This is a genomic window from Microcoleus sp. (genome assembly GCF_049646505.1).
In the GTDB taxonomy this organism is placed as follows: domain Bacteria; phylum Cyanobacteriota; class Cyanobacteriia; order Cyanobacteriales; family Microcoleaceae; genus Microcoleus.
In genome coordinates, this window is the sequence record NZ_JBARVX010000091.1 from 26,972 (window position 1) to 39,930 (window position 12,959).

Annotated in this window: 15 protein-coding genes; 9 read left to right on the forward strand and 6 right to left on the reverse strand. The window is 45.1% G+C overall.

Going from position 1 to position 12,959, the window contains the following annotated elements; genetic code table 11:
- Window positions 1-48 precede the first annotated feature (48 nt).
- Window positions 49-888: a Uma2 family endonuclease gene (locus WBA89_RS05165; protein WP_424404461.1), complete on the reverse strand. Its 840-nt coding sequence runs from the start codon at window positions 886-888 to the stop codon at window positions 49-51.
- Here WBA89_RS05165 and WBA89_RS05170 point away from each other — a divergent pair.
- Window positions 880-1,020, forward strand: a complete 141-nt coding sequence (locus tag WBA89_RS05170) for a hypothetical protein (RefSeq protein ID WP_424404462.1) — start codon at window positions 880-882, stop codon at window positions 1,018-1,020. The two genes, WBA89_RS05165 and WBA89_RS05170, sit on opposite strands and share 9 nt — an antisense overlap.
- 222 nt (window positions 1,021-1,242) lie before the next feature.
- Here the strand turns inward: WBA89_RS05170 and devC are convergent, their stop codons facing one another.
- Window positions 1,243-2,403 carry an ABC transporter permease DevC gene (gene devC, locus WBA89_RS05175; protein WP_424404463.1) on the reverse strand — a complete coding sequence of 387 codons (1,161 nt, stop codon included), beginning with the start codon at window positions 2,401-2,403 and terminating at the stop codon, window positions 1,243-1,245.
- Here devC and WBA89_RS05180 point away from each other — a divergent pair.
- Window positions 2,345-2,518, forward strand: a complete 174-nt coding sequence (locus tag WBA89_RS05180) for a hypothetical protein (protein ID WP_424404473.1) — start codon at window positions 2,345-2,347, stop codon at window positions 2,516-2,518. The two genes, devC and WBA89_RS05180, sit on opposite strands and share 59 nt — an antisense overlap.
- A 112-nt stretch (window positions 2,519-2,630) precedes the next feature.
- On the opposite strand, the gene WBA89_RS05185 is transcribed toward WBA89_RS05180, so the two are convergent.
- Both WBA89_RS05185 and WBA89_RS05190 read right to left on the reverse strand, forming a co-directional pair.
- Window positions 2,631-4,271, reverse strand: coding sequence for an HlyD family efflux transporter periplasmic adaptor subunit (locus WBA89_RS05185; protein ID WP_424404464.1), 1,641 nt, complete (start codon window positions 4,269-4,271; stop codon window positions 2,631-2,633).
- A gap of 75 nt (window positions 4,272-4,346) precedes the next feature.
- Window positions 4,347-5,084, reverse strand: a complete 738-nt coding sequence (locus WBA89_RS05190; RefSeq protein ID WP_424404465.1) for a phycocyanobilin:ferredoxin oxidoreductase — start codon at window positions 5,082-5,084, stop codon at window positions 4,347-4,349.
- A gap of 31 nt (window positions 5,085-5,115) precedes the next feature.
- Here WBA89_RS05190 and tatA point away from each other — a divergent pair, with 31 nt between their 5' ends.
- Complete coding sequence (gene tatA, locus WBA89_RS05195; RefSeq protein WP_424404466.1) at window positions 5,116-5,430, forward strand: twin-arginine translocase TatA/TatE family subunit; 315 nt, start codon at window positions 5,116-5,118, stop codon at window positions 5,428-5,430.
- A 65-nt stretch (window positions 5,431-5,495) separates the two neighbouring features.
- Here the strand turns inward: tatA and panB are convergent, their stop codons facing one another.
- Window positions 5,496-6,272, reverse strand: a complete 777-nt coding sequence (gene panB / locus WBA89_RS05200) for a 3-methyl-2-oxobutanoate hydroxymethyltransferase (protein WP_424404467.1) — start codon at window positions 6,270-6,272, stop codon at window positions 5,496-5,498.
- 144 nt (window positions 6,273-6,416) lie between these two features.
- The gene (locus WBA89_RS05205) at window positions 6,417-6,833 is read right to left on the reverse strand and encodes an aspartyl protease (RefSeq protein ID WP_424404468.1); all 417 of its coding nucleotides are present in this window, start codon (window positions 6,831-6,833) and stop codon (window positions 6,417-6,419) included.
- 393 nt (window positions 6,834-7,226) lie between these two features.
- Between WBA89_RS05205 and WBA89_RS05210 the strand changes: the two genes are divergently transcribed.
- From WBA89_RS05210 to WBA89_RS05235, 6 genes are all read left to right on the forward strand, one after another.
- The gene (locus WBA89_RS05210) at window positions 7,227-8,381 is read left to right on the forward strand and encodes an FIST signal transduction protein (RefSeq protein ID WP_424404469.1); all 1,155 of its coding nucleotides are present in this window, start codon (window positions 7,227-7,229) and stop codon (window positions 8,379-8,381) included.
- Window positions 8,296-9,477 carry a sensor histidine kinase gene (locus WBA89_RS05215; RefSeq protein WP_424404470.1) on the forward strand — a complete coding sequence of 394 codons (1,182 nt, stop codon included), beginning with the start codon at window positions 8,296-8,298 and terminating at the stop codon, window positions 9,475-9,477. The genes WBA89_RS05210 and WBA89_RS05215 overlap by 86 nt, the downstream gene beginning before the upstream one ends.
- A 461-nt stretch (window positions 9,478-9,938) precedes the next feature.
- Window positions 9,939-10,844 (forward strand): D-hexose-6-phosphate mutarotase, encoded by a 906-nt coding sequence (locus tag WBA89_RS05220; protein WP_424404471.1) that lies wholly within the window; start codon window positions 9,939-9,941, stop codon window positions 10,842-10,844.
- A 198-nt stretch (window positions 10,845-11,042) separates the two neighbouring features.
- On the forward strand, window positions 11,043-11,279 hold the full coding sequence (locus WBA89_RS05225; protein ID WP_265236273.1) for a hypothetical protein: 237 nt from the start codon (window positions 11,043-11,045) through the stop codon (window positions 11,277-11,279).
- Window positions 11,276-11,623, forward strand: coding sequence for a type II toxin-antitoxin system PemK/MazF family toxin (locus tag WBA89_RS05230; RefSeq protein ID WP_333381362.1), 348 nt, complete (start codon window positions 11,276-11,278; stop codon window positions 11,621-11,623). Before WBA89_RS05225 ends, WBA89_RS05230 begins: the two co-directional genes overlap by 4 nt.
- Before the next feature lie 31 nt (window positions 11,624-11,654).
- On the forward strand, window positions 11,655-12,959 hold a 1,305-nt coding region (locus WBA89_RS05235), incomplete at its 3' end, for a phosphomannomutase/phosphoglucomutase (protein ID WP_424404472.1).

The following is a 12,959-nucleotide window of genomic DNA, read 5'->3' on the forward strand; positions in this document are numbered from 1 at the left end:
ATTATTTAATGAAATCAACCCGTAAGGTTCAAAATAATCAGACAAGGCTCAAATGAGATCGGGATCGACTCCCTGCGATCGCAAATAAGCAGCCAATCGCTCTTTTTGTTCTCGTTCGCGATCGGCGCGTTGGCTTTCAACATCGGCGCGCTGACTCTCAGCGTCGGCCCGCTGCCGTTCCTGTTCGGCGTGGAGGCTCTCCAGTCTAGCTCGCTCGCTTCCCGTCAGCAACAAATTTCCCTCGCGATCCCACCAGCGCAACCAGTGCTGTGTCTGATTTTGATAGCTACCAAACCACAGGCCTAACTCTACACCCATCAGGTCGATCGAGTAATGTCCGCGATCGTTCGGTTCCAAACGCCGATATCTAGTATTCACGCAATTGTAGACTTCTAATTCATTGGTTTGGATTTTGTAAATAGCGTAGTAGGGAATTCGGATAATCCGTTCGTATACCCAAAACTTTCCCGGTTTCTGGTTTCCCCCGGATGGTAAAGCAGATAAAGGAGTGTTATCGAGTTCTTCTGAACCATCGCCGCTAGCAAATTCGATCGCAATTAACGGCACCATATACTCGCGCCACAACACGTAGGAACGCCGATATTGCCCGTCTAAGCGGGGTGGCACGTTGGGGACGTAGAACCAGTCAGGTGCTTCGGCTCCGCGTTCGGGAGGCTCGGTTTCGCGCCAGTAGATGCCGCAATCTTGCCCGATCGCATATTGTCCGTCAGGATGTAGATTTTGTAGTGTAATTTCTAGGGAGTCGGTGAGCAGGATACTCTGGGGATGTTCTTGAAAGTTCTTCACAAACGTGCCGTCAGATTCGGGGAGTTGGGTGTGGTCGGGAAAGGCGGGAGGTAACGCTGTGGGGTTGAAGCTTTGGGTCATAGCGCAGAACCGAGGGAGAGTGCGATCGAGATGGACGCTCTCTTACAGCATAGCGTTCGATCGGCAAAGCTATCAATTCCCAATTCCCAATTCCCAATTCCCAATTCCCAATTCCCAATTCCCAATCACTAACAACTAAGGATCGAAAACTTAATAACTTAAACACCTCCTACAGCGCTCTCTTCTGTAAGTTGCAAGAAAGAAGGAGGCAGAGCCTCCGGATCTGCATTACCAGGCAGAGCCTGGTAACGAGCAGTCGCTTAAGTTATTAAATTTTCATTCCTAACAACTAACAAATAACAACTAACAACTAACAACTAACAACTAACAACTAACAACTAACAACTAACAAATTTAAAAAATATCCGCCGGATCTGCCGCCTGCAACTTTCTAACCGCGATCGCCCCCGACAGACAACACATCACAACTGTCATTACAAACACAGTTACAGCCTTCCCCACCGTCATGTACATCGGCAAACTCGTAGCACTTCTCCCTAAATTGTACAGCACCACAGAAACCCCAAACCCAGGCAAATAGCCAAGAATTGCTAATATCAAAGCCTCTTGAAACACCACCGCCAAAAAGTAAAAATCATTATATCCCATCGCCTTTAGCGTAGCGTATTCCGGCAAGTGATCGTTAACATCAGTATAAAGAATTTGGTAAACAATCACTATCCCAACGATAAATCCCATTGCCGCGCCGAGAGTGAAAATAAATCCGATCGCCGTGCCTTCTTCCCAATACTTTTTCTCAAAAGCCACAAACTCTTCTTTAGAATCAATCCGCACATCTGACGGCAAAGTTGCCCTCATTTTTTCCACAACAGCCTTAACATCCGTTCCAGGCTGCAAGTAAACAATACCAATATCAATTAAACCTTTTGTTCTCCGCGTCGCAAAAATTCGCAGAAAGTTCAAATCGCTAGTAACAATATTTCCATCTGCACCGAAAGATGCCCCTAAAGTAAATAAACCTTCTACCTTAACGCGGCGGTTGTCAACTTCAGTTTCAACAGTTTTTCCCCCCTCGAAATATTCAGCTACTGGCCCGAATTCCGGGCGGGAAGCTCTGTCAAATAAAACCACATCCGACATCTTAATTTTGTCCAAATTATTTGTGATTTCTGGCATATCAAAAATCGGATTAGCGGGATCGAAACCGATGACCATCAATTGGCGGGTATTGCTCTGGTTGGGAGCGGGGTTTTTCCACAAGCCAAAGCCTAGATATACCGGGCTGATTTCTGTAACGCCGTTAAAACTCAAAGCTTGATACAAGCGCCGCTGGGGGAAGCTTTTCATGGCTATTAAAGCCGTAGATTGGGTGCTGGTGATGAAAATATCCCCTTGTAACTGTGAGTGGAAGCTGACGGAACTTTCAAACAGCGCGTCTCTAAATCCGAACTGCATAAACATCAGCAAGTCGGCAAATCCAATGCCGGCTAGCGCGATGACTAAGCGCATTTTTTCGCGGGTTAACTGTGCCCAAGCTAAGGGTATTTTTGCCATAATGAAGGAATTGGGAATTGGGAATTGGGAATTGGGAATTGGGAATTGGGAATTGGGAATTGGGAATTGGGAATTGGGAATTGGGAATTGGTGGTTGGCAGTAGTTAACGGTTAACGGTTAACGGTTAACAGTTAACAGTCAACAGTCAACAGTCTGTAGGGGCGGTGCCCCCGTGCCCGCCCTCAACAGTCAACAGTCAACAGTCAACAGTCAACAATTCCGAATCTTAGATATCTATTTTGACTTGAACCTGCAAGTTTGTGAGCGATGCAACTTTCTTGCTCGATTCCGAATCGAGGCGAATTCTCACTTCGATAACTCTCGCGTCGGTGTCGGCGGCGGGATCTGTATTGAGGACATCTTTTTTGCCGATTTGTTTGCCGATTCGAGTGACTGTTCCTTCTAAATTGCCGACAAATACGGGGCTGGTGATGGTAGCGCGCTGGCCGTTTCGGACTTTGGCGATGTCGGTTTCGTAAACTTCGGCTATGGCGTACATTTGATCGGTGCGGCCTAGTTCTACGATGCCGTCTTGGGTGTTGATGCGTTCTCCTTGTCTGGTGTTAACTTTGAGGATGGAACCGGATACGGGTGCTTTGACGTAGCTTAAGTTTAAGTCTACTTGGGCTTTTTGTTTGGTGGCGATCGCACTTTCGACTGCGGCTCGGGCGGCTTGCACGTCTTCGGAACGGACTTCGGATATTTGGTCGAGATTTGCTCTGGCTTGATTGATTTGTGCTTCGCCGGTTTCTGATTTTTGTTTCAGCATTGCTTCGGCTTGATTGATTTGTTCTCGGCCAGTTTCTATCTTTTGATTTAAAGTGGCGCGGGCTTGGTTAATTTCTTGTCTTCCTGTTTCTAATTTGCGTTTGAGATTGGCGCGGGATTGGTTGATTTCTTGTTGGCCTGTTTCTAATGTTTGTTTGAGGGTAGCTTGAGTTTCAATTATTTCCTGTTGCAAAGTTGCGACGGTTTTTTTTAAGATAGCTTGTGCTTCTTTAACTTTTTGTTGGGCTGTAGCTACTGCTAAGCGTTTGGTGTCGTAGCTGGAAGCGGAAATTGCGCCTGTTTCGGAGAGTTCTTTGTTGCGTTGTTCCTCGGCTTCGGCGTTGGCTAATTCGGCTTTTAGCCGATCGACTGTAGCATTTTGAGAGGCTATTTCGCCGCGCACTTGAGCTTCCAGCCTCGCGAGTTTGGCTTGCTGGACTTGAGTTTCTCTTTGCAGTTGCGCCTCAAATTTAGCAAGATTGGCTTCTTCGGCTTCGGTTTCTCTTTGCAGTTGAGCTTCAAATTTAGCTACATTGGCTTGTTCGCCTTCGGTTTCTCTTTGGAGTTGAGCTTCTAGGCGGGCGACATTGGCTGCTTCGCCTTCAGTTTCTCTTTGACGCTGAACTTCTGACTTGGAAACTTCGGCTTTTTGGGCGACGATTTCCCCGGTTTTTGCGCCTGCTTGAATTTTGGCTAATTCTGCTTGTTTGACTTGGATTTCTTTGTCGGCTTGTTCGAGGATGGCTTGGAGCCGATCGCGCGTATCGAGAACTGCTATGATTTGTCCTTGACTGACGCGATCGCCCTCTTCCACGCGCAACTCTTCAATTCTCGCTCCCTCCGACGCTGAAGGGGCCGACAATTTGATGACTTCCCCCTGGGGAGTCAACCTACCCAAAGCTGTCACGCTGCTGCGGGCGGAGGCTGGAGTTGCAGCCGCCGTTGCAGCCGCCTTTAACTCTTCGGCTTTTTTAATTTGAGATACTTGCCAAAAACCGACTCCTGTGATAATGACAGTAGCGGCGGTCGCTAAACCGATGACTCCTGGCCCTGGGGGTTTAAAAAATGATTTATCCTTGACCCGCGATTCCTTTCCCATGACTTATCATCAAATAGGTGATTTCTTGATTAAGTTTTTTCCCACCTACTATGAAGTATTGTAAACTGATTTCAGCTATTTAGGGAAATCAAAAAGCACCTGAGTCATGTAATTTTCTGCCCAATCTTGACCGAAAGCTTTTTCGAGGACGCGGCGGGTTTTGTCGTTTTGCTGCTGCTGGGTGCAGTAGTAAATTTGAGCGTCGAGAATTTTCGATGCTTCGGCCGCAGAGACTGGTTCTGCAGCAACTGCGCGCTGGCAGTGAATTTCAACGTAGGATTCAACTATGTCCAGAAATCTGGTTTCTTCTTCGGGTGAATCGGGCCGCACAAACAAGCAAAATTCTGAGAAAATATCTCCCCAGTCGGGAATTTGGCGGGGACAGGAAAATTGGTTGACCGGCAAAGTTTGCAGTTGGGTTCGGTAGGCTTCCGACAAAGTGCGGCCCGGATTGAGAGGAGAAAGGTCTGCGATCGCCGCGCTAATTTTGCCTTTGCCTGCTACGATATCGGTGCCGAACATTGGCAAAGCGTAATTAGGTCTGGGAAACATCACGCAGTGCAGAATATCCAGCACCGGCCCGACTTTCGCGAGTTCGAGGTGTATTTTGCGGAACTGCGGCGTTTGATAGCAGCGGTTTTCCACGATCAGTTTTTCTCCTTCCAAGCGCCCTTCTATGTATCCCAACTCAGCGGGGAGGTGGTAGGGCTCGAGGTCGAGATAGCGGTGCCAGACTGCTTCCATCCGTTGTGCTAGTTCGCGGATGAGGTAGTGCTGTTGCTCGCGCAGGGAAGGCTGGGATATTTCTAACATTCCTATTTATCGGGCGATCGCTTAATAAAACTTGATTCTACTGTTGCAGGATGCAGGAAAAAAGGTAGATACTTTTAAGGATACCAGCAGATTGACTTGCGATCGAGCAAGTTTTAGAGGAGATGACTGTATGTTTGGTCTGGGATTGCCCGAAATGGGCATTATTGCGGTAGTCGCTATTCTAATTTTTGGCCCTAAAAAAATTCCTGAGTTGGGAAATGCTTTGGGTAAAACGCTGCGGAGTTTTAAGGAAGGGGTCGGTCTAGGTGATGATGAATCTGCCCTAGAGGAGAAGGAGAAGGAGAAAGAGAAGGAGAAGGAGGAAGAAAGCCCGCCGAAAATTTAAATTAGGTTCAATCGAGAAAACTTCACTCCTGATTTTTTGGGAACTTGCATTCCGATGCAAAGAACCTATTGGGGAAATTTGCCCTCTCTAACTTCTAGGGAATAATCTTTGACAGCTTGAGTAATTGTTTCTCGCAAATTAGTGTAAGCTTTGGCAAAAGGCGGTTGTTTTTCCGAAAGTCCTAACAAATCGGAAGTAACTAAAACTTGTCCGTCGCAGTGCGGGCCGGCCCCGATGCCAATGGTGGGAACAGTTAATTTTTGGGTGATTTGAGCGGCTAAGTCTGGGGGAATGTGTTCGAGGACGATCGCAAAAACCCCGGCTTCTTCAAGTGCGATCGACTCTGCTATGATGCGATCGGCAGATTCCGCTGTTTTGCCTTGTTTTTTGTAGCCTAATTGGTGTACCGACTGCGGAGTTAAACCGACGTGTCCCATCACCGGAATTCCGGCGGATGTTAGCTGCGAAACTGTAGCAGCCATCGCTGGATATCCGCCCTCCAATTTGACAGCTTGAGCGCCAGTTTCTTTCAAAACTCTCCCGGCCGAGTGCATCGCTTGCTGCGGGCTTTCCTGGTAAGTCAAAAACGGCAAATCCACCACAATTAATGCTTGTTTGACTCCGCGGCGCACTGCTTTAGCGTGGTGCAGCATTTCATCGAGGGTTAGGGGCAGTGTTGTCTCGTAGCCCAATACTGTCATTGCTAGGGAATCGCCGACTAAGATGATGTCTGTACCCGCTTGGTCGAGCAGTTGGGCGATCGCACAATCATAACCTGTCAGCGCGACAATTGCACGTCCTTGCTGTTTCCACTGAATAAGTTGGTGTGTAGTTACTGCCATTTTATTGCAAATATATATTGACTTTTTGGGTTTAAACAGTCTTGAACCCGCGCCTTCTATTGTAGGGTGCGCGGCGGTACGTCTTAGCGCTATGATTAGCGCGTAAACTCAATTATTTTTCAGCCTTAGTCCTGACTGTTAAAACTACACCCGAATATAGCTTTGATTGCCTTCATTTGGTAAAACAATCAACCGTTGATTTTTCAAATCGGGTTCTAAGCCTAAATCTCCCAAAGGAATTAAGCCTATTAAAGGTTCTTGTCCTGCGGGTAGTTCCACGCAATCATACCTTCCTTCTCTTCCCGCTAAGGCAAGAGTCACATCTTTGAAAATCCGAAATTTTCTAGATCCGATTACAGTATGTCCGTCGATTTCTCCAACTAGGGTTAAACCTAGCTGAGCGATAATTTCTTCCGGCAAACAGAGTTTAGTTGCCCCTGTATCAACCAATACGTTATCGAGAGTGATTGAACGTACTTGGTCTGTTGGTATAAACCCTCTTTCTGCCAGAATTTCATCAATGTGGTTGGTGACGGCGATTGTTGCAGTAACTCTGCCCATGTTTTTATCCTTCTGTTATGCTAGATAGTGCGATCGCGCATTTTTCAATAATATTTTTGTGACCTTGCAGGACGGCCATCTTACATTTTAGCAAAATATGTAGCTAAAACGGCGATATCCAAAGCTAAATCGCGCTCTGACTTACGCATCAACTAGGTAATCTTGTCATGATTCGCTGCCGTTGGCAATCTCCAACCATTAGTCGATCGCCCTTGCTGTCGTGCATTTAAATTGTCTGTCAAAAACCAATCAAACCATGAATGTGTTTGACAGTCTTAGCCCACCCCGAATATCCCAATTAAATCCCCAACAGCTTAACAGTTTGCCAATACGAATGAATGCGTGTAATTTACGCAATTATCTATTATCCCAACTACTTGCTAAAGCAGATTTATGTTAAAAATTGTCGTAGGTCATAGCAACGATCCTGACTCTCTAGAGGCAATAACAGAAGTCCTAGAACAATGCCATCAATCCCTATCAGGTGAAATTCCTCAAGCAGGCATCTTGTTTGCGGCCATTGATTTCGACCATCTCCTAATTTTGCAGCAAATCAATCAGACATATCCCGAAATTCAACTGATTGGCGGCACGACGGATGGAGAAATGTCTTCTGTTTTAGGATTTGAACAAGATTCAGTTAGCCTGATGCTATTTTGTTCCGATCGAATTACTATCCGTGCCGGCCTTGGACGAGGGATTTCTCAGGACTTGCAGGCGGCGGTTCAAACTGCTATTGTTCAAGCAAAAACCGGCCATCAAGAACCGATTAAACTTTGTATTACCTTCCCAGAAAGTCTCACCGCCAGCGCTGCTTTGATGTTAGATAGCTTGAATCAAGCTTTAGAAAAAAAAGTCCCGATTTTTGGCGGACTCGCGGCGGATCAGTGGCGGTTCCAGCAAACCTATCAATTCTTCGGTACAGAAGTTTGTAGCGATGCGATTCCCATGCTCTTAATTTCTGGAGACATTTTATTTTCTCATGGTGTGGCTAGTGGCTGGAAACCAGTAGGGAAAAAGGGCACAGTCACCAAAGCCTCTCAAAATATCCTCTACGAAATCGATCGCAAACCCGCTCTAGAATTTTATCATCACTATTTGGGGAAATTGCCGCCTTCTTCAGAATATCCCCTGGCCGTGTTTGATGTAGATGAAAGTCATTACTATATGCGAGCACCCAGTGGAGTTTGCGATGGGGTAGTCGGAAGCGTAACCTTTTTTGGGGACATTCCCGAAGGGGCGATCGTTCAAATTACCGAAACCACCCACGATCTTATTCTCACAGCATCTCAAATATCTATGATGCAAGCCTTAGAAAATTATCCGGGTAAAGTACCTGCTGCTGCTATGTATTTTTCCTGTGCTAGTCGGCGACAAATTTTAGGTAGTCGGACTCAAGAAGAGTATGCGCTAACTCAAGCCTGCTTAAGCGAGACCTTACCGAGTTGTGGGTTTTACACCAATGGCGAAATTTCTCCTTTCAAGCATCAGAAAATCTCCTGTTTTCATAATGAGACATTTATTACTTTGCTACTGGGAGGAGAATAGGAATATGGAATCAAAAACAACAAATAATTTAACAACTGAGCAGCTAGAAAAAGCCAACAGAATTTTGCAAAAAAAATTAGAGCGTTCCCAAAAAAACTGTTTGGAACTAGAACAAACCAATCAAAAAAAGGAGTCTTTGCTCCGACAAATCATCCACGATCTAGAAGATTCACAGAGGGAAGTCAAGGAAAAGCGTCAGTTAGAAGAGACATTGCTCGAACTCAAACGAACTCAAGCCCAACTTGTTCATGCTGAGAAGATGTCTAGCTTAGGACAGCTTGTAGCGGGTGTAGCGCATGAAATTAATAACCCTGTTAACTTTATCCACGGCAACCTCACATATATTGAGGAATATTCGCAAAAGCTGCTGGAATTAGTGAAACTATACCAGCAGCACTATTCCAATCCAATCGCTGAAATTCAAGCGAAAGAAAATGAAATAGACCTGGATTTTTTGCAGGTAGACTTACTCCAAATTCTGAAATCTATGAATATCGGAACTGAGCGTATCAGTCAAATTGTGTTGTCGTTACGTAATTTTTCGCGCATGGATGAAGCCGAGTTCAAGTCAGTAGATATTCACGAAGGGATAGATAGTACATTGGTGATTTTGCAACACCGTCTGAAGGATAATCGAGGAGGCTCAGAGATTGAGGTGATTCGCAATTATGGCAAGTTACCGTTGGTGGAGTGTTATGCCGGACAATTAAATCAGGTGTTTATGAGTATTCTGGCAAACGCTATGGATGCGATCGATCTGGTGAACGCTAAAAAAACTCAACAAGAAACAAAAGAAAATCTCAGTCAAATTACTATTTCTACATCGGTGATTGATTTAGACTGGGTGGAAATTGCGATCGCCGACAGTGGCACCGGAGTTCCCGACTCAATCAAAAAACAGATATTTAATCCATTTTTTACTACAAAGCCTGTTGGTAAGGCAATTGGAATGGGAATGGCGATTAGTTACCACATCATCACTCAAAAACATGGCGGTGAGCTAATATGTTGTTCAACTCCGGGGAAGGGGGCGGAGTTTGTGATTCGTATTCCTGTCCGCAAAAAGTCTGCAATATCTCCCTTACAATTAGCATAAATATGGCTCAGATCGAATCCTCTCTTCATCGGAATAGTAAATTCACTGTTGACTGTTGACTGTTGACTGTTGACTGTTGACTGTTAACATCACCAGGAGTGCAACCGGAATTGATATCAAGCGCGATCGAACTTGGAGCATCTGAGCATCTCCTGCATTGAAAAAAGCGTTTATTATAGTCTTTTTTTACTAAGACAAAAGCAAAAATGAGATGTTTTCTCAAAAAAATCGACTCGCCGTTGCGATCGCATCTGTACCAAATTTTCTACAGTTAAACGATTATTTCAGTTTTTCTGGGATTTTGCTCTGTTCAATAATCCCAATTAAAAAAATACGATATTTTTTCACAACTAATTGAAACGTGCTGTATATTGTACCCAGAAAATAGTGACTCAAGAATATCGTCAAATCTAGCCACCATAATATCGGATAATTGTGAAGCAACCAACCAGGTAAACAGCATGAGTATTGACCAATTAAACACAGACTACGGCATTGCAGACAACCTCACCTTCGCTAGCGGAAACGGTGGTTTCCCGATGATTCACATCGACAACGGCCAAGCCAAAGCCGTGATTTCTGTGTATGCTGGCCAAGTGCTCTCCTTCCAACCAGCCACCGAAAGCGCAGACGTGATGTTTTTGAGCGAAAAAGCTTACTACGCCGAAGGGAAAGCCATCAAAGGCGGTATACCCATTTGTTGGCCCTGGTTTGGCCCAGATCCCGAAGACTTGGGCCGCCCCAGCCACGGGTTTGTGCGGAATCGCCTGTGGAATGTGATAGAAACCGCCACCACCCCAGACGGCGCGACGAAAGTCACTTTAGGACTTCAGGATACCGAGGAAACGAGAGAAATTTGGCCTCAAGCCTTTGAACTGGCGATCGCCATTACCGTCGGCACCAGCCTCACTGTAGAATTAGTCACCCGCAATCTGGGCGACAAACCATTTCCCCTCACCCAAGCTTTGCACACCTACTTCAAAGTCGGCGACATCAAACAGGTGCAGGTTTTGGGTTTAGAAAATAGCCAATATCTTGATAAAGTTGATGGTGGTGTAGAAAAAACTCAAGTAGGTGCAGTTGTAGCAGTCGGTGAGGTCGATCGCATTTATCTCGATGTTACCAATCAATTAGTCATTGACGATGCCGCCCTCAACCGTCGAATTCGCATTCAATCCTCTGGCAGCAAATCCGCCGTAGTGTGGAATCCCTGGGTGACAATTTCGGCAAACATGGCCGACCTCGAAGATACAGATTATCAGCGCTTAATCTGCGTAGAAACGACCAATGCGGCGACAGATATTGTGGAAGTCCCCGCTGGTGGCGAGTTCCGATTGCAGGCAGTTTACAGCGTTGAACGCGACTAAAGAATGAGAGTCTAATCTCAGCGGTGATGGGGCTATAATTTTCATGATTGGATTTAAAAACTCTGTCACCGTAACGACGAAGAATGTCTTACCCTCAGAGATATTGCTATAATGATATCTCAAGAAAAGTTATAGGGAAATCAACAGCGAACATCCGGTATTGTGACCACAAATAAATTTGACGAGGAAATTTTATTTATGTCTTCCACTACTCGCGAACAACTACATCAACAGATTGATAGCTTACCAGATCATATTGTCGAACAAATTGCCAGCTTAATCCTATCTATAACCACCCAACAGAAAATACCAGCATCAGAATACACGGAATGGCAAAGTACCCAGTGGCAAGATTTTGCATTAACGCAACTTTTCGGCGAAAATGATGAAATTGAATATTCCTTAGAAGATGCTCAAGAAATTTATCAACCATGAAACCAGGTGATATTGTATTAATTCGTTTTCCTCAAGCTGACTTGAAACAAGGAAAACTTCGTCCTGCATTGGTAATCGCCATTGCACCCGGTCGCCATCCTGATTTATTACTCGCTTTGGTTTCCTCACGCATCGATCAATCAACAGCAGGATTTGACGAAATAATAGATGTGGCAGATTCTGACTATATAGCTACTGGTCTTAAGGTTGCTTCTATTGTTCGACTAGGACGATTAGCGAGTGTCGAATCATCGGTTGTCAATGGTCGTTTAGGAAGTATTTCAAATGAAAGATTAATACAGATAAAAAATCGTTTAATTGATTGGCTCCAAAATAGTTTATAATCGAAATAGTGAGGATAGTAAAAAAATAATTATGCAAAACTATAACTGGAAAAAACTCCAAAATGGCTCAGATATTCGCGGTATCGCCCTCGAAGGGGTTCCTAATGAAAAAGTCAACCTCACCCCGGAAATTGCCACAATTTTAGGTCGCTCCTTTGTCAGTTGGCTGGTGCAAAAAGTCCACAAACCCGCCGCAGAATTGATAATTGCGATCGGGCGCGACAGCCGCCTATCTGGCCCAACTTTAATGCAAGCAGTCATGGAGGGAATCGCCTCAGTTGGTGCCACAGTATACGATTTTGAAATGGCCTCAACCCCCGCCATGTTTATGAGTACCATAACCCCCGGTTTTGATTGCGACGGCGCGATTATGCTGACTGCTAGCCATTTGCCTTTTAATCGCAACGGCTTAAAGTTTTTCACCGCTAACGGTGGGTTACAAAAAAAAGATATTACCGATATTTTAACACTAGCCCAAAGCAATCATTTTCAGCCGACCGCAGCGACAGGTAAGATTACCAAGCATGATTTTATCTCAGTTTATGCCAACCAATTTGTCAAAAAGATTCGGGAAGCAGTCAATCATCCCGATAACTTTGAGCAACCGCTGACAGGGTTAAAAATTGTTGTGGATGCGGGAAACGGTGCGGGCGGATTTTATGTCGATAAAGTCTTAAAACCTTTAGGTGCAGACACCGCCGGCAGTCAATTTTTGGAACCCGACGGTACTTTTCCCAATCACGTACCCAATCCCGAAGACAAACAGGCAATGCAGTCAATTTGTCAAGCGGTAATTGAACATGATGCTGATTTTGGGATTATTTTTGATACGGATGTCGATCGCAGTGCGGCTGTAGATGGAGTTGGCAAGGAACTCAATCGCAATCGCTTAATTGCCTTGATTTCTGCGATCGTCCTGCAAGAACACCCAGGCTCTACCATTGTCACCGATTCTATCACCTCCGATGGTTTAACGCAATTCATCGAACAAGATTTAAAAGGGATTCACCATCGCTTTAAACGCGGCTACAAAAATGTGATTGACGAGTCGGTTCGCCTCAATCAAGCCGGAAAGGAGTCATGGCTGGCGATTGAAACCTCTGGACATGGAGCTTTGAAAGAAAATTATTTTCTGGATGATGGCGCTTACTTGGTGAGCAAATTATTGATTGAATTGGCTAAATCTAAGCTAGCCAATCAATCGTTACCAGATTTAATTGCCAATTTAAAAGAACCCGCCGAAAGTGCAGAATTTAGGATTAAAATTGATGCCGATGATTTCAAAGCTCAGGGAACTCGCGTCATCGAACAACTGCAAGAATTTAGCTCAACGCAA

Bases quoted from the DNA above. Each gene is read 5' to 3' on its own strand.
- WBA89_RS05215 (WP_424404470.1), top strand. From the start codon at position 8,296: ATGGCGAAATTTCTCCTTTCAAGCATCAGAAAATCTCCTGTTTTCATA.
- panB (WP_424404467.1), bottom strand. From the start codon at position 6,272: ATGGCAGTAACTACACACCAACTTATTCAGTGGAAACAGCAAGGACGT.
- WBA89_RS05210 (WP_424404469.1), top strand. From the start codon at position 7,227: ATGTTAAAAATTGTCGTAGGTCATAGCAACGATCCTGACTCTCTAGAG.
- WBA89_RS05185 (WP_424404464.1), bottom strand. From the start codon at position 4,271: ATGGGAAAGGAATCGCGGGTCAAGGATAAATCATTTTTTAAACCCCCA.
- WBA89_RS05225 (WP_265236273.1), top strand. From the start codon at position 11,043: ATGTCTTCCACTACTCGCGAACAACTACATCAACAGATTGATAGCTTA.
- WBA89_RS05205 (WP_424404468.1), bottom strand. From the start codon at position 6,833: ATGGGCAGAGTTACTGCAACAATCGCCGTCACCAACCACATTGATGAA.
- WBA89_RS05190 (WP_424404465.1), bottom strand. From the start codon at position 5,084: ATGTTAGAAATATCCCAGCCTTCCCTGCGCGAGCAACAGCACTACCTC.
- WBA89_RS05230 (WP_333381362.1), top strand. From the start codon at position 11,276: ATGAAACCAGGTGATATTGTATTAATTCGTTTTCCTCAAGCTGACTTG.
- WBA89_RS05180 (WP_424404473.1), top strand. From the start codon at position 2,345: ATGACTAAGCGCATTTTTTCGCGGGTTAACTGTGCCCAAGCTAAGGGT.
- devC (WP_424404463.1), bottom strand. From the start codon at position 2,403: ATGGCAAAAATACCCTTAGCTTGGGCACAGTTAACCCGCGAAAAAATG.
- WBA89_RS05165 (WP_424404461.1), bottom strand. From the start codon at position 888: ATGACCCAAAGCTTCAACCCCACAGCGTTACCTCCCGCCTTTCCCGAC.
- WBA89_RS05220 (WP_424404471.1), top strand. From the start codon at position 9,939: ATGAGTATTGACCAATTAAACACAGACTACGGCATTGCAGACAACCTC.